Origin of the sequence: Chitinophaga sp. (genome assembly GCF_019236475.1) — a bacterium.
Lineage (GTDB): Bacteria > Bacteroidota > Bacteroidia > Chitinophagales > Chitinophagaceae > Chitinophaga.
In genome coordinates this window covers 57,452-74,335 of record NZ_JAFAIX010000011.1, presented here as the reverse complement: position 1 = coordinate 74,335, position 16,884 = coordinate 57,452, and the positions used below count along the sequence as shown (strand labels likewise).

The window sequence follows — 16,884 nt, the reverse complement described above, 5'->3', positions numbered from 1 at the left end:
ACTAAAGGCTAATTGCTGAAGGCTATACTCTTTTATTAACTTATCAGGAAAACAATGTTCAAAAAAATATTGATTGCTAACCGTGGAGAAATTGCCCTGCGTATTATCCGTACCTGTAAGGAAATGGGTATCAAAACGGTGGCGGTTTATTCTACAGCAGATAAAGACAGCCTGCATGTGAAGTTTGCAGACGAGGCCGTATGTATCGGTAAGCCGCAGAGCAGCGAATCTTATCTGAATATCCCTCACCTGATGGCCGCTGCCGAGATTACCAACGCAGATGCTATCCACCCTGGTTATGGCTTCCTGGCTGAAAATGCCCGTTTTGCCGAGATCTGTGGTGAACATGGAATCAAATTTATTGGCCCAACTGCGGAGATGATCCGTAAAATGGGTGATAAAATGACTGCAAAAGAAACAATGATTGCAGCAGGTGTACCTGTAATTCCAGGATCTGAAGGGTTGCTGAAAGATGTTGCTGAAGCAAAAATGCTGGCAAACAAAATGGGCTACCCGGTGATTATGAAAGCTACTGCCGGTGGTGGTGGTAAGGGTATGCGTGTGGTTTGGGAAGAAGGTGAACTGGAGAATGCTTACAATATGGCTAAAAATGAAGCTCGTGCTTCATTTAACAATGATGGTATTTACATGGAGAAATTCGTGGAAGAGCCTCGCCACATTGAGATCCAGGTTGCCGGCGACCAATACGGAAAAGTATGTCACCTCTCTGAGAGAGATTGCTCTATCCAGCGTCGTCACCAGAAACTGGTAGAAGAATCACCTTCTCCTTTCATGACACCTGAACTCCGTGAAAAAATGGGTGCTGCTGCTATTGCTGCTGCATCTGCTATCAACTACGAAAGTGTTGGTACCATTGAGTTCCTGGTAGATAAACACCGTAACTTCTACTTCATGGAAATGAACACTCGTATCCAGGTAGAACACTGTGTTACTGAAGAAGTTATCAACTTCGATCTGATTAAAGAACAAATCAAGATCGCTGCTGGTATTCCTATCTCTGGTAAAAACTATACACCGCAGATGCACGCTATTGAGTGCCGTATCAATGCGGAAGATCCATACAATGATTTCCGTCCGTCTCCAGGAAGAATCACTACGCTTCATATCCCAGGTGGTCACGGTGTTCGTGTGGATTCACATATCTATGCTGGTTACGTTATTCCTCCTTTCTACGATTCTATGGTAGCTAAGATCATTGCTATCGCACAGACCCGTGAAGAGGCTATTAACACCATGGAACGTGCACTGAGCGAGTTCGTAATTGAAGGTGTGAAAACTACTATTCCTTTCCATCAGCAGTTGATGCGCGATGAGAACTTCAGAAAAGGTAATTTCACTACCAAATTCATCGAAACTTTCACAATGCAGTAGAACCGTGTCTCCCTGAGACATATCTATTGTTATTTGAGAAATAAGTAGAAAATGTATCAAAAGAACGAAATTGACGTCACAGACGTTAATTTCGTTCTTTTGTTTTTTCGTCGTGCCTGCCCAGCGGGCAGGCGCGACAGGCAGGAAATAATAAAAAAAAGGTCGCCTAGATGGCGACCCTTTTTATTTCGAGGTTCAATTCCTTTCGAAGGAATCTGGATTTAATTAAATGGATGGAGTCAGGCCGTGAAAGTAAGTAACTGCAATTGTGATAAGCAATTGCGGCATAATTAGTTAGTTCCTGCCGGGAGTGTTTCTCCCAGGAATATCCCTGCTTTGTGTTTTTTTCAGGTTTTGCATCCTTTCCTGCATACGAGCCGAGATGGCTTTATATCTCGTATACTGGTCGGTGTTAAGAACTCCCTGTACCTGGTTGTCTTGCTCATTCTTCAGGGAATCCAGTTTCTCTTTTCTAATTTGTTTGGAGATACCGTTATCCTGTCTGATGGCTTTGGCCTGATTCCTAAAATCTTTATTGATATTTTTCAATTGCTGTGCCTGTTCATTGGTCAAACCCAGTTCTTCTATCATTTTGGCTCTAACCTTCTGACTATCAGTGCGATGCATATCGGCCATTTGGTGCATAGCAATATGTTGCTGCTGCCATTTGGCGAGCTGATCAGGTGTGAGAACAGTTTTGATTTTATCTTCTCGGTTGAAGCTAAGCTCCTGTAGTTTGACTTTTTTATCTTCTGCTGAGAGGCTTTTATCGGTTCTGATCTGTTGGGCATCTTTGATAAATGCTTTGTTGATCACTTTCAATTGGGCAGTCTGAGTAGCAGATAGGTTCAGGTTTTTCGTTCCAGAGGAATCCTGCGCCCTGGTGTGGGAGGCAGCAGTCAAAAAGATAAAGATAAGGAGTAACAGGTGTCGCATGTTACAGTAAATTTCCCTATTTGACTGCTGATTCCTGGATTGGTTTAAAGTTATTCGTAGATAACCTGGTTGTTGGCCAGCCATATGTTATAGATGAAATCGCCGGCAGGATCCGCGCCATCAATTGCTGGGATGGATGTGGGCAGTTGATGGATATTATAGTTAGGTGCAATAAAGCCATTGTTTTTGCTAAAATCCAAACTAAGCAATTGCCATACAGGATGTAAGGATTTGATGTTTGTTTTATTATCTGTAGTGCGATAGCCAGTCAGGTTGCCGGCGGAATTGTAATTGAAAGTATAGTGCAGGATAATTGGAGGATAAGCCCCTATCATATTTCTATCCATCGATGTAATGCGATGCTGATTGTCCCAGGAATAGGTAGTGGTTAATACTTCTGAATAACCATCTCTCATGAGTACATTTCCGTTATAGAAGCCACCCAAATAGATAGAATCCGATACTGGAAAATCGTTTTTTCCATAGAAGAATTTATATGCCTTTTCGAAACGAAAATCGTTGTAATAGGCGATAAAAGTGATGAGCCGGCCTTGGGCATCATAATTAAAACGATAGTTGGGGTAACCGGTACTAACTGATTGGCGAATAATGCTGATGGGGGCGCCTTTCGAGTTGTAATAAAAGTTGAGTGTGTCGGGTTTTTTATCAAGTTGCCAAATAAGTTGTTTGATTTTGGGTTTATTAGAGGGCAGGTGCCAGCAAGGATCATTTTTTTTACAACTGGCGAGTACAGTACATGCGAGCATGGCCAGGGCCATGAGGTGAAGGGGTAACTTCATTTGGTGGTAGGGTTAAATATGAATAATTAGGTTAGGCAGGCCTACAGAGGGTATAGGTTAAGATTATCGGGAGTTTAAGTTATGTAGATTAGGTGCGGTGAGAAATATAGTGGGAAAAATAAAGCCCCGGATGAAAATCCGGGGCTAATCATACACCAAAACAATCTTACGGTTTTATCGCAAGAAAAGCAGCTCTCTATATTTAGGCAATGCCCATTTTTTGTCATCTACGAGGAACTCCAGTTTATCGGAGTGGTAACGGATTACGTCAAAGTAAGGCTTGATTTTCTCACAATAGTCGATCGCTTTCTGGCGGCTGTCGGTCAATTTATTGGCCACTTTGCGCGCTTCGATCATAGCCTGTACATTCTCACTGATGACATTGATATGTTCAGAAATTTTGTTAGCGATTTGTTTCTGTGCTTTCACATTTTCTTCGCCCAGACCAATTTCTTTCAGGCCTTTGATGTTTGTTATCAGTTCGTTGAGGTAGCTGATAGCAGAAGGCAGAATAGTGTTGGTAGCGAGATCGCCGATTACGCGAGCTTCGATCTGCACTTTTTTCACGTAGTCTTCCAGGAGGATTTCGTGACGTGCGTGTAATTCTTTCTCGTTGTAAACGCCTACTTCGGAGAACAGGGTGGCAGCTTTTTTAGTTAAGAAAGCATCCAGTGCTTTAGGAGTGGTCTTGATATTTTCCAGACCTCTTTTTTCAGCTTCTTTTTCCCACTCTTCGCTGTAGCCGTCGCCTTCGAACAGGATTTTTTCCGAATCTACAATATATTTTCTAAGAGTTTGCATAATTGCAATCTCTTTTTTCTCACCTTTTTCGATCAGGCTATCTACTTCTGCTTTGAAGTCGATCAGCGTTTTCGCAACGATAGAGTTCAGAACGGTCATTGCAGAAGCGCAGTTAGCGGAAGAACCTACGGCGCGGAACTCGAACTTGTTGCCGGTGAAGGCGAACGGAGAAGTACGGTTACGGTCAGTGTTATCCAGCATCAGTTCTGGAATATGACGGTGCAGGTCCAGTTTCAGGATAGCTTCGTCTTGTTCGTCGAACTTGTTGTTTACGCGGGTTTTAACTTCCTGCAGCACTTCGTAGAGGTATTTACCGGAGAATACGGAGATGATAGCAGGAGGCGCTTCGTTTGCACCCAGGCGGAAATCGTTGCTTGGGGAAGCGATGCAAGCTCTCAGCAGGTCAGCGTAATCGTGAACGGCTTTGATCGTGTTTACGAAGAAAGTGAGGAACATGAGGTTGGTCTTAGGTGTTTTACCAGGAGCCAGCAGGTTAACGCCGGTATCGGTAGCCAGAGACCAGTTGTTGTGTTTACCGGAGCCGTTGATACCAGCGAATGGTTTCTCGTGCAGTAACACTTTCAGTTTGTGACGTTTAGCCACTTTATTCATTACATCCATCAGCAGGGAGTTGTGATCCACCGCGATGTTTACTTCTTCAAAAATAGGAGCGCACTCGAACTGAGAAGGAGCCACTTCATTGTGACGTGTTCTCAAAGGAATACCCAGTTTATAGGATTCTTCTTCGAAATCGCGCATGTAAGCATAAGCTCTTTCTGGGATAGCACCGAAGTAGTGGTCTTCCAGTTGCTGACCTTTAGAAGGAGCGTGACCAACTACGGTACGACCGCAGAGGATCAAGTCAGGGCGAGCATTTGCGAGGTTTTCGTCTACCAGGAAGTACTCTTGTTCCCAACCGAGGGTTGGCGTAATCTTGGTAACGTTTTTATCAAAATAATTACAAACATCTACGGCAGCTTTGTCGATTGCAGACAGTGCTTTCAACAGAGGAGCTTTATAATCCAGGGATTCGCCGGTGTAAGCAACGAAAATAGTAGGGATACAGAGGGTTTTACCATAACCTTGTTCCAGGATGAATGCTGGAGAGGATGGGTCCCAAGCAGTGTAGCCGCGTGCTTCAAAAGTTGCTCTCAGACCGCCGTTAGGGAAGCTGGAAGCATCTGGTTCTTGTTGTACGAGCGCATCACCATCAAAAGTTTCCAGGGCAGAGCCATCACTTTTCAGGGTGAAAAAAGAGTCATGTTTCTCAGCGGTAGTACCAGTCAGTGGTTGGAACCAGTGGCTGTAGTGAGTAACACCTTTTTTCATCGCCCAGGCTTTCATACCAGAAGCGATTTGCTCAGCCATTTTACGCTCAAGCTTGGTGCCGTTCTTAATAGAGTTCATCAGGCTCTTGTAAGCCTCATCGCTCAGGTATTCACGTACGATTCGTCCGGCAAATACATTAGAACCGAATACTTCGGTGATTTTGCCATTATGCTCGGTGAGTTTGGAGTCGACGCCAGCTAAACCTTCCAGCGCGGTAAAACGTAACGATTGCATGCTGTATTTAATTTTACACAAAAAAACGCAATCCTCAGCGGAAATGCAACAAATTTGTTCACTTTAACTAAAAAATTACATTACGAGTCTAAAAAAGGCGGTTATTTTTTCATTTGATCAAAAAAAAGCGGGCTGGATATATTGAAACTGATAGATTAAAAAATTAATAATATGATAAGCGCTGTTAGATTAATACATGAAAAATTGACCCTAGGCGGGTTGGTTATGAAAGGTGTTTAAAAGGAGGGGGATAGTTTCGGTGAATCGGGGGCTGACTCTTGGGATTTGCCAGAAAATCATGTAGGTTTGCATCTTCTTTTTAATTACTCGGTTTTTTATAATTAAATACATGCAAACCACCGTAGAAATTGCTGAACAGCTAGGACTTACCGCTGACGAGTTTGAACGAATTAATTCCATCTTAGGCCGCACTCCAAATTTTACTGAATTGAGTATGTACTCTGTAATGTGGAGTGAGCATTGCAGCTACAAAAACTCAATCGTGTGGCTGAAATCACTGCCTCGTGAAGGAGATCGCCTGCTGGTAAAAGCCGGTGAAGAGAATGCCGGTCTCGTTGACATCGGCGATGGCTATGCAGTGGTATTTAAGATCGAATCTCACAACCACCCTTCTGCTATTGAGCCTTTCCAAGGTGCTGCAACTGGCGTAGGTGGTATTCACCGTGATATCTTTACCATGGGTGCCCGCCCAATCGCAGCATTGAACTCTCTGCGTTTCGGTAATATCAACGACAAGAAAACCCAACACCTCGTTAAAGGGGTAGTAAGCGGTATCGGACACTATGGTAACTGCTTCGGTGTTCCAACTGTTGGTGGTGAAGTATATTTTGAAGACTGCTACGGTACCAACCCATTGGTTAACGCTATGAGCGTAGGTATTGTAAAAGTAGGTCAGACTGTTTCCGCTACTTCCCATGGTGAAGGCAACCCTGTTTTCATCGTTGGTTCCGCTACCGGTAAAGACGGTATCGGTGGTGCTTCTTTCGCTTCTGCGAACATCACTGAAGACAGCGTGGAAGATCTGCCAGCAGTACAGGTAGGTGATCCATTCCAGGAAAAGAAATTACTGGAAGCTTGTCTGGAAATCATCAAAACCAAAGCTATCATTGGTATGCAGGATATGGGCGCTGCCGGTATCACTTGCTCTACCGCTGAAATGAGTGCTAAAGGTGAACATGGTATGAACATCTGGCTGGATAAAGTTCCTACCCGCCAGGAAAATATGAAAGCATGGGAGATGCTGCTGAGCGAAAGCCAGGAGCGTATGCTCATCGTTGTGAAGAAAGGACAGGAAAAAGCAGTACTGGATATCTTCGAAAAATGGGATCTCCACTGTGTTCAGATCGGTGAAGTAACCAAAGATAAAAACCTGAAATTCTACATGAATGGCGAACTCGAAGCCGATGTTCCTGCAGAATCAATGGTACTGGGCGGTGGCGCTCCTCAATATCACAGAGCTTACACGGAGCCTGCTTACTTCGCTAAAGTAAAAGCATTCGATATCCAGAATATTCCTGATACTACCAATGCTAAACTGGTAGCTGAAAGAATTATCGCTCAACCTAACATCGCTTCTAAACGCTGGATCTACAACCAGTACGACAGCATGGTAGGTACTGCAAATGCTAGTACCAACGCTCCTTCTGATGCTGCGATCGTATTAGTAAAAGGTACAGAGAAAGCACTGGCGGTAACTACCGACTGTAACAGCCGCTACGTGTTCGCTGATCCACACATCGGTGGTCAGATCGCTGTAGCTGAAGCTGCTCGTAATATCGTTTGCTCTGGTGGTGAGCCTGTAGCAATCACCAACTGTCTCAACTTCGGTAACCCTTACGATCCGGAAGTATACTACCAGTTCGTATATGCTATCAAAGGAATGGGCGAAGCTTGTCGTAAATTCAATACTCCTGTTACCGGCGGTAACGTGAGCTTCTATAACCAATCTCCAGACGGTCCTGTATTCCCTACCCCTACCATCGGTATGCTGGGTGTACTGGATAATATGAACCTGCGTCTGACCCTCGATTTCAAAAACGAAGGCGACCTGGTTTACATCTTGGGCCGCAGCCGTAACGATATCAGCAGCTCTGAATACCTGCACAAAATCGTTGGCGTGGAATTCAGCCCAGCTCCTCACTTCAACCTTGAAGAAGAATACCGTCTGCAACATGCAGTTGCCAAATTGAACAAAGCTGGTATCCTGCAGTCTGCACACGACGTGAGCGAAGGTGGTCTGTTCGTAACACTCTTCGAAAGCGCTATGCCAAACGGTTTGGGCTTCGAAGTGAAAACTAACAACCATTTCCGTAAAGATGCTTACCTGTTCGGTGAAAGCCAAAGCCGTGTAGTTGTATCCGTTAGACCACAAGACAAAGAGAAATTCGAGTCTATCCTTCACGGTCTGTTAGATGCTACTGAAACCTCTGTTCGTCATGAACTGATTGGTACCGTAAAAGGCGAAAACATCGTTGTGAATGGTGAAGTTTGGGGTACTGTAAGCGACTGGAAAAAACCTTACAACACTTCCGTTGAAGAACATCTGAAATAGTTGATAGATATTCTATAAAAGAAAGAGGGTGTCTCAAAAGTAAATGAGGCACCCTCTTTCATTTTATGGCGTTGTATAGGAGTTCATATCAGGAATGGTCGAAGATGTTAGGAAACCAGGTAAGCTCGCTATATTTCTAAGGTTCATTTTTCATTCTGGCGTACCTGAAAACAAAATACCAGGTAATCAATATCTGGAATAAGATAACCGATGGCAAAAGGAAGGGATAGGTGATGAATGGATTCAACATATAGCCCTGAGCCAACATCATAGGCAGGTCGAGGACATTGAAAATTACTATGACCCAGAGCAATCTTCTGCTCCCCTTAAAGTACCACCAGCAAAATATTCCATATGCAAATTCAATGATGAAATTCAGGATGGGGTAATCAATGATTCCCAGTCCCATTACAGGCCTGTCAGAAAAGGGCGACAGTCGAATGTCCTTTTCGTGAAAGACCATGTCGATAATGACATGCGATATGACGCCAATAGCCACCGCAATGGCAAGCCTCCTATTTTTAAAGCCCCAGTTGACTATACAAAATGACAGGGCCGCAGCCACAACACCCGAAAACAGGGAATGTGAATAGGGGAGAAAATCGAGATGTACTTTTCCACCGGAAATTGAAAAATGTTCCCAACCCAGATAACTGAAAAGAACCCATAAAATTTCCACCAATTGCACCGAGATCAGTAGGGGCAGCAATGGCAGATTCGAATCTTTTTTTCTCAGCAGTAAAGCAGTAGAAGCATGATTGATCGCATACATAAAAATAGTTTATGCAAAGATGCGACTGTTACTCTCGCTAGGCTTGTATGATTTGGCTATTTTTCAACAATGAGGTAGGGGCTGCCCCAAACATCCTCTTAAATGTGCGGTTGAAGTGGGGGGCGTCTGAAAAACCACCTTCCAGCGCCGCAGCGGTGATATCACTGGCTTGAATAATATGCTGCAATGACGTTAAGAGCCTCGCCCATAACACATATTTTCTTATTGGAATACCCACCTGCGCCGTGAATAAATGGACGAGCCGACTCGGTGATAGGTATACCATTTCCGCCAAATCCTTGACCTTGAAGGTTAAATGCCCTGGCTGGTGAAGAACCTTCAGGATCTTGGCGATCCGATCGTCCAGCGCTTCATTGCGATCTGTATGCGAAAGCCCCCGGAGGAACTGGAGTGTACTGTTAAAAATGGTGTCCCTATTCCAGTCACCCGACAACGATGGCTCTATTTCCGCCAACAACCTTTTAACTGTTGTTTCGGGCAATGCGGCTGCTTTTTTGCCCGCCAACCAGGTGGACTTGAGGCCTTTCCCAATGGTGCACTCAGGATCGATATTGATAAGCAAGAACGTATTATCGCCTGTTTTGCATTTATGCGGCTCATCGGAATCAATAAGAATGGCTCTTACCTTCATGGTTGAATCCGGCAAAACGATTTCAATTTCGTCCTGAAGACTTGCGACCATCTGTATGGCATGATGCGCGTGGACTGTTGTATCGACCGCACGGCCTATGTAGATAAAATATCCCGTTGAGAAAAGCAACAGGGGTTGTTTTGGCTTGTCCATAGGAAGACTTTTGTCCTAAAGTTACATCCTTTGTATTTGTTCGCTCATGCGAGTAAACTCGCATTGTTCCCCAACACAAAAAAGAGGGTGCCTCATTTACTCTTGAGACACCCTCTTTTTATTTAGAAGATTCTGTTTTGATTCTCCAAATCAGCTACCTCACTCAGCATTTCACCATTTGCCCCCTGAAGATACAACTCCAGGCTCCATATTAATTGTTGTCCAATGTAATGAACAAAGTAATCCAGATTACCTCCATCTGCTTCATTGAGAGCGAAAAGATAATTCCTTTTATCAATTGATTTAATAATGACTGGCGGATAGTTATTTCTTAGTAATGCATAGTTCATCAATAGACGGGACAACCGCCCGTTACCATCATCAAAAGGGTGAACCCTTACAAATTTGTAATGTAGTAGCGCGGCAAGTTGTAAAGGATGTAATTGCCTAGCATTTTCTTCCTTACGATACCAATCAACCATTTCCTGCATTAAGGCGGGTGTTTCTTCCGGCATGGCATAATGAAATATCCTACCGTTCGACAGCCGCACATTATTGGGCTCAGTTTTATAAGTGCCCACTTGTATTTGTTTTCTTGAGGGTTGTCCAGATGATGTAACCGCATCTTTCCAATATGGCCGCACTAGTAATACTACATGCAAGCTTCTGATGGTTGATTCTGAAAGAGGACGTTCTTTATCTGCTGCCATTTCTTTAATGATTTCAAAGGCGACGTCGTGTGCTTTCATCTCTTCAAATTCTCGTAGGTCATGATTACCACTAGTTTTGTCAAATATCAGTAGTTGTTTGGTTTCTTGATAGGTAAGCGTATTCCCTTCAATATGATTCGAATTATAGTTGAATTCCAAGCGCATTTTTTTGTTAATATGGTCCTGAAATTCGGGCTTAATTGGTTGCAGATCCCGCAGCTTTTGGGCAAGCTCGTTAATTGTTGAAATTTGGTTTTTCATGGGGCTGGTTTGTTAATTAAATGCTCCTGTAATTTCCCCAAAAACACTGGTGCCACCAAACAAAAATGCCGGAAAATCTAGACTTTCCGGCATCATGATATTGATAATTCCAATCTTAAAATCTATAATTCAATCCGAGATTAAACCTCGCACCTGCCCCTTTAATATAACTATCCGTAGTTACTCTAGACTGTGCCATCACGGGATAATAATCTGCATTCAGCAGGTTATCTATACCTAAGCGAAGCGTAGTTGCTTTATTGAAATGATAAGCTGTATACAGGTTCACGAGACTGAAACTGTTAACCGGACCAGCTCCCAGATCCCAATCTTTGGTTTTTGGATTCAACGCAAAACGTTTGCGGCTGCCGCTGTATACATAATACATGCCGATGTCCAGCTTTTCTTTGATAGGGGAGTAGTTGACATTAAAGGTTCCTTTATCAGGGGAGATGCGACTGCCAGGGAGATAAACACTACCTGCTGTGGCATCTTTCTTTCCTTCTACATGGGCATAGGATGCATTTACAGAGAGTGTTGGCAGAAACTGGTAGCCGGCAGTCAGTTCAAAGCCTTGGATACGCTCTGGCGCACGCTCAGGAGTGGCTACGCCATTGATATCTACGAGGCTGCTACCCAGGTTGGAAGTGCTGATATAATAAGATCCGGACGCATTGAATTTGCCGATGGCGCTGGAGAAACCAACTTCATAATTGTTGGTGATAATTGCATCTGTTTGGATAGAACCCTTTATGCTAGCGCCTCCCGGAACATCTTTGGCCAATCGTAAAGTACGACCCAGGTCATACAGGGAAAAGCTTTGTGAGAAACTGATAAATGGATTAAACCAGTCGAACCGTGTGTAACGAAGACCAGTATTGAATGTCAGTGCTTCATAAGAAAGGTTGCCGCCTTTTACATGCACGCCGCCAGCATAGTTACCAAATTTGATAGTGGTAAAGTCCGGGATATCCAGTGATACATTCTCATAACGGGCGCCCGCTTTCAAGAGAAAATCCTTGAAGATAAATGCTTTCAACTGTGCATAGGGAGCATAGTTTTTCATGTCCATTTTAGGCACAAACCTGCGACCGTCTACCAGTGGCTGCTCGGTTACATCATTGAGTACATCCACTCCGTAGGTGATATCTCCATTAAGATTAGGACTAACGTTGATGGCTGTATTAAAGTTTGCACGGATCCCTTTTTTTCTAGAAGAAATAGCGGAGTTCCCGCCACCTTCATAATAATCAGAATATTCGAAGATGGTGTAGAAGTCTTGGTAGTAAAGGTTTACATCCAGACTAGTATTCCTGAAAATTCGTTTATTGGTATACGTTAGATAGGCATTATGGTTATAAGGCGTGCCTTGTTTTGCACCAGGAGAGGTGCCAGGAACACCGATGATAGGACTCTCCCCGAATTTACCGCCGGAGTTGACGTAAGTCGCATTCTGCATGCTACGGTAGTAATTGTACATAACCTCAATGCGGTTATTGGCATTGATGTTATAGCCCAGTTTCGCGAAGCCGTTGATGTTTTCGTTTTGTGCGAGTGACTGGAATGGCGCGATTACCTCGCCTTTGGCATCTTTGTAGACGCCAGTTTGCTCATAGGTACCACTTACGATGTAATCGAATTTATGCACCTTACCACTGAAGTTTTGGGAAATTCTGCCGCCCATACTATTGGCTGCGGAAGTCAGGGAGCCGCTGGTGCTGATATCGGTGGAGCCACTGAATGCAGCGTCCTGGTTTGCTTTTTTCGTGATGAAGTCGATGATACCACCATCGGCGCCGTTTCCATAGATGGCAGTGGCCCCTTTGATCACCTCAACTCTTTCAATTACTGACACATCGATGCTGCGCATGTCTTTATCGCCATTTCGGAGTGGTGTTGATTGAGGAATTCCATCAATCATAATTAGCATGCTGCGGCCACGGAGGGTTTCCCCTTTTTTAGTGGCCGTATTGGTACCGAGGGTAAGGCCTGGTACGTTTAGCCCTAGGAGTTGGTTAATATCTGTCGTGATGGCACTTTGTTCCCGGAGTTGTTTGCCACTGATGATCGTAATAGAGCTGGGAACCGTTCCGATGGTTTCGCGGTTACGGCCTGCGGTAACCACCACTTCTCCGAGTCCTACATTGGATGGACTGATTTCCAGTGAGAGGTTTATGTCTCCCTTATCCATAACTACCTCTTTTTCAGTGGTGTTATAACCAATGCCGGTAGCAATCAGTTTATAGGTGCCGGGTTGAATATTGCGAAGGGTAAATGCGCCATCCGTGGTGGTAATTGCATGTTTCTGGGTACCAGCAAGGTATATACGAAGGCCAGGTATAGGTTGGTGGGTAGTATCCTGGATTTTTCCTGTAATGTTTTGTGCTACTAGTTGTAAGGAGGTCAAAAAAAATGCTAATCCTACTGTTAAAATCTTCTTCATGTGAATCTTCTCAAAATGGTGCCGGCACGAATGTGTTATTATATTTAGTCTTTATATTAAAAAATAAAACTATGCAACAGTACTTGCCGGCAAATTTCATTTGCCGGTGCAAAGGTAGGTCTGGGTGTTCTTTATGATTTACGCAAAAGGGAAAAAGAAATATCGAAAGCGGAAAAATTGGCGTTTCACTGATTTATTATCGCAGTGGGGATATTTAACAACCCGTTAACAAAATACAACGATCATGTTATTAAATCTTAGCGAATGAAGTCTATTTTTGAAAAGAATCAAATACGAACGATTTCTGAATTAAAGAAATCTTGACCATATAAATTATTTGGAATCAATAGATTCTAACGTTCTATGAAGACCATTGTTCTCTACCATGTCCTATCGAAAACAAGTGAACTTTACACCTAGTGAAAGAACGATTTGTTGTAAGGGCTGCGCACAAGGCGCGGCCCTTTTTGTTTTTTATACCCCCTCTATTACTCCGAAGGGGGGTAAAAAAGAAACCGGGTCAGTCGTCTGCCGAAGGCAAATAACCAACCCGGTAATATATTGCTTGCTTTGTAAGAAAGCGATTATACCATTGGAATTTCCGCTACCTCATACACTTTTGCATCCAGCTTTTGTTTTGTTTCAGTGAATGCTTTCAGTGTCAGCTCGATATCCTCATCGGAGTGAGCTGCAGTAGGGATGATACGGTAGATGATCTGTCCTTTAGGAATAACCGGATATACTACGATAGAGCAGAAGATATTGTAGTTTTCGCGGAGATCCAGGCACATAGCAGTTGCTTCTGGAATATCGCCCTGCAGGTAGATAGGAGTAACAGGGGAGTTGGTAGAACCGATATTGAAACCTCTGTCTTTCAGACCTTGTTGCAGTTTCTGCACATTAGACCAGAGTTTTTCTTTGAACTCAGGGTGTTTGCGCATCAATTGTACACGTTTCAGGTGACCGATAACGATAGGCATTGGCAGAGATTTCGCAAAGATCTGTGAGCGCATGTTATAGCGCAGGTAGTTGATGATTGCTTTGTCGCCGCTAATGAAACCACCGATAGAAGCACCGGATTTAGCGAAGGTATTGAACAGCAGGTCAATTTTATCCTGAACGCCTTGTTCTTCACCAGTACCAGCGCCAGTTTTACCCATAGTACCGAAGCCGTGAGCATCGTCTACCATTAGGCGGAATTCGTATTCATCTTTCAGGGCAGCGATTTCTTTCAGTTTACCCTGATCACCAGCCATACCGAATACGCCTTCTGTGATCACAAGGATACCACCACCGGAGGATTTAACCATTTCAGTGGCACGTTTCAGTTGTTTTTCCAGATCAGCAATATCGTTGTGTTTGAACACATAACGGTGGCCTTGGTGCAGGCGCAGACCATCGATCAGGCAGGCATGTGCTTCCGCATCATACACAATCACATCACGACGGTTACATATAGCATCAATAGCACTCATAAAACCCTGGTAACCATAGTTTACCAGTGTGGTATCTTCTTTACCCATATAGTCGGAAAGCTCACGCTCCAGCTGCTCGTGGTAATTAGTGTTACCGGTCATCATGCGCGCTCCCATTGGAGCCGCCAAACCAAACTCAGCAGCAGCCTGTGCATCCGTTGCACGCACTTCTGGGTGATTTGCCAATCCCAGATAGTTGTTCAGGCTCCAAACGATTTTCTCTTTACCCCTAAATTTCATACGGGGTCCTATTTCTCCTTCCAGTTTAGGGAATGCGAAATAGCCATGGGCTCTGTCTGAATGTTCCCCGATGGGGCCCATATGTTTCAGCAGTTTCTCGAAAATATCCATATGCTATATTATGAAATGGTTAATTACCTTAATTTAAAAACGGACACAAAGGTATTAAAATTATAGTTTTTGTAAACTTGAGTTCGATTTCATTGTTTTAGCCAAACACATGCCAATTCATGTAATTATTATGCCAAAACATTGATTCTCTTGGTATTCAGTTATATATTAATAATAAAAATTTGATGAAAAGGATTTACCGTTTATCCTGCCTTTTTTTGTTGGCAGTATCTTCTGCCTCGGCACAGAAAGCCACTTCTCCCAAACCGTTTAATCATCAGCACACTGCCAAAAGCACCGCCACTGCTGCCAAACCTAAGCTGGTAGTAGGAATGGTGGTAGACCAGATGCGTTGGGATTACCTGTATCGCTATAATGCCAGGTATGGAGCAGGAGGTTTTAAAAGATTGTTGCAGGATGGGTTTACCTGTGAAAATACCCTGATTAATTATACGCCCACTATCACTGCTTGCGGTCATACCTGCGTTTATACCGGTTCAGTACCTGCTATTCATGGTATTATTGGGAATAACTGGTATAGCCCTGACCTGAATAGATCCGTATACTGTACGGAAGATTCCACCGAAACTACCGTTGGTAGTACTTCTGGCGCTGGAAGGATGAGTCCACGTAATATGTTGGTAACCACCATCGGCGATGAGCTGCGTCTCTCTAACAATTTCCAGAGCAAGGTTATCGGGGTAGCGATTAAAGACAGAGGAGCTATTCTACCTGCGGGCCATAGCGCGAATGCGGCTTATTGGTACGATGGGTCTACTGGCAATTGGGTGACCAGTACTTATTACATGAAGGCATTACCAGCATGGGCGCAGGAATTCAACAACGAGAAATTCCCACAACAATACCTTGCGAAGCCGTGGAATACGTTGTATCCCGCGTCTACCTATATCCTCAGCACCGCTGATGAAAAACCTTACGAAGGAAAGTACAAGAATGCTGCTAATACCTCCTTCCCTCATGATTTGAGCAGCATTGCCAACGGAACAATTGCTGCTACTCCTTTTGGTAATACCATGACCTTGGAATTTGCCAAGAAAGCGATTGAAGCGAATGCGATGGGCCAGGGGGAGACAACCGATTTTCTGGCCATTAGCTTGTCGTCTACGGATTATGTGGGGCACCAGTTTGGCCCTAATTCCGTGGAAATTGAAGATACTTACCTGCGCCTGGATCAGGACCTTGCTACTTTCTTCAAATACCTGGATGCCAAGGTGGGTAAAGGAAATTACCTATTCTTTATCACCGCAGATCATGGTGTAGCGCATGTGCCGGGCTTTATGGAAGAAAACAAGCTTCCTGGCGGTACCTGGAATGATGCCACGGCCATGAATACACTGAATGATGAAGTGAGTGCGCAATTTGGTATCAAAGGCGCTATTCGTGCGGTTGAAAATTATCAGTTCTGGCTGAACCATGCTGCTATTCAGGCTGCAGGCAAAGATGAAGCAGCAGTATCTGCGTTTATATGTGCCCGTTTGATGAAATCTCCGGCTGTTGCGAATGCTTTCCCACTGAAAGATCTGAATGCCGTTTTGCTGCCTACCGTTATGCATAATATGCTGACAAATGGCATGAACGCCAAACGCAGCGGAGATATTCAAATCGTTTTAGCTCCAGGTTATATCGATGGCGGTAAAACCGGTACTACCCACGGTTTATGGTATCCTTACGACGCGCATATTCCATTGGTTTGGATGGGCTGGGGTATTCATCCTGGCAAAACCAATCGTACCATTGGTATGACAGATATTAGCCCTACACTGGCGGCATTGTTGAAAATACAGATGCCTAGCGGTAATGTGGGACATGTTATTGAAGAGATTACCAGATAATATTCGTATAGCCTGTACAGTGAGGATCAATTGAGTACGGATTAATGTTTTTTTCTTACATTGCTGTCACTCTCACTGGAGGAATAGCAGAAAGGTGTAATGGGAGCTTATCGTTCCATTACACCTTTCCGTTTTTTCGGAGGGTACAAC

11 protein-coding genes are annotated in these 16,884 nt (G+C 44.0%); 3 read left to right on the top strand and 8 right to left on the bottom strand.

Features of this window, described 5'->3' with window-relative positions; all coding sequences use genetic code 11:
- Positions 1-54 precede the first annotated feature (54 nt).
- Positions 55-1,392, top strand: a complete 1,338-nt coding sequence (gene accC, locus JO154_RS14865) for an acetyl-CoA carboxylase biotin carboxylase subunit (RefSeq protein ID WP_291946831.1) — start codon at positions 55-57, stop codon at positions 1,390-1,392.
- 294 nt (positions 1,393-1,686) lie between these two features.
- Here accC and JO154_RS14860 read toward each other — a convergent pair whose 3' ends face one another.
- The 3 genes from JO154_RS14860 to JO154_RS14850 all read right to left on the bottom strand — a co-directional run bounded on the left by JO154_RS14860 (position 1,687) and on the right by JO154_RS14850 (position 5,492).
- Positions 1,687-2,328 carry a hypothetical protein gene (locus JO154_RS14860; RefSeq protein WP_291946829.1) on the bottom strand — a complete coding sequence of 214 codons (642 nt, stop codon included), beginning with the start codon at positions 2,326-2,328 and terminating at the stop codon, positions 1,687-1,689.
- A 50-nt stretch (positions 2,329-2,378) separates the two neighbouring features.
- The gene (locus JO154_RS14855; RefSeq protein ID WP_291946827.1) at positions 2,379-3,128 is read right to left on the bottom strand and encodes a hypothetical protein; all 750 of its coding nucleotides are present in this window, start codon (positions 3,126-3,128) and stop codon (positions 2,379-2,381) included.
- Between the two features lie 174 nt (positions 3,129-3,302).
- Positions 3,303-5,492 (bottom strand): glutamine synthetase III, encoded by a 2,190-nt coding sequence (locus tag JO154_RS14850; RefSeq protein WP_291946825.1) that lies wholly within the window; start codon positions 5,490-5,492, stop codon positions 3,303-3,305.
- Between the two features lie 349 nt (positions 5,493-5,841).
- On the opposite strand from JO154_RS14850, the gene purL reads away from it, so the two are divergent.
- Positions 5,842-8,064, top strand: a complete 2,223-nt coding sequence (purL, locus tag JO154_RS14845; protein WP_291946823.1) for a phosphoribosylformylglycinamidine synthase subunit PurL — start codon at positions 5,842-5,844, stop codon at positions 8,062-8,064.
- Positions 8,065-8,200: 136 nt separating this feature from the next.
- Here purL and JO154_RS14840 read toward each other — a convergent pair whose 3' ends face one another.
- The 5 genes from JO154_RS14840 to JO154_RS14820 form a co-directional block, all read right to left on the bottom strand.
- The gene (locus tag JO154_RS14840) at positions 8,201-8,836 is read right to left on the bottom strand and encodes a hypothetical protein (protein WP_291946821.1); all 636 of its coding nucleotides are present in this window, start codon (positions 8,834-8,836) and stop codon (positions 8,201-8,203) included.
- A gap of 37 nt (positions 8,837-8,873) precedes the next feature.
- The gene (locus tag JO154_RS14835; RefSeq protein WP_291946819.1) at positions 8,874-9,641 is read right to left on the bottom strand and encodes a helix-turn-helix domain-containing protein; all 768 of its coding nucleotides are present in this window, start codon (positions 9,639-9,641) and stop codon (positions 8,874-8,876) included.
- A 122-nt stretch (positions 9,642-9,763) separates the two neighbouring features.
- Positions 9,764-10,612, bottom strand: coding sequence for a Fic family protein (locus JO154_RS14830; RefSeq protein WP_291946817.1), 849 nt, complete (start codon positions 10,610-10,612; stop codon positions 9,764-9,766).
- 115 nt (positions 10,613-10,727) lie between these two features.
- Positions 10,728-13,055: a TonB-dependent receptor gene (locus tag JO154_RS14825; protein WP_291946815.1), complete on the bottom strand. Its 2,328-nt coding sequence runs from the start codon at positions 13,053-13,055 to the stop codon at positions 10,728-10,730.
- A gap of 584 nt (positions 13,056-13,639) precedes the next feature.
- Entirely contained in the window at positions 13,640-14,881 is a 1,242-nt protein-coding gene (locus JO154_RS14820; RefSeq protein ID WP_291946813.1) for a pyridoxal phosphate-dependent aminotransferase family protein, read from the bottom strand.
- Between the two features lie 185 nt (positions 14,882-15,066).
- Between JO154_RS14820 and pafA the strand changes: the two genes are divergently transcribed.
- Entirely contained in the window at positions 15,067-16,734 is a 1,668-nt protein-coding gene (gene pafA / locus JO154_RS14815) for an alkaline phosphatase PafA (protein WP_291946811.1), read from the top strand.
- Positions 16,735-16,884: the final 150 nt, after the last annotated feature.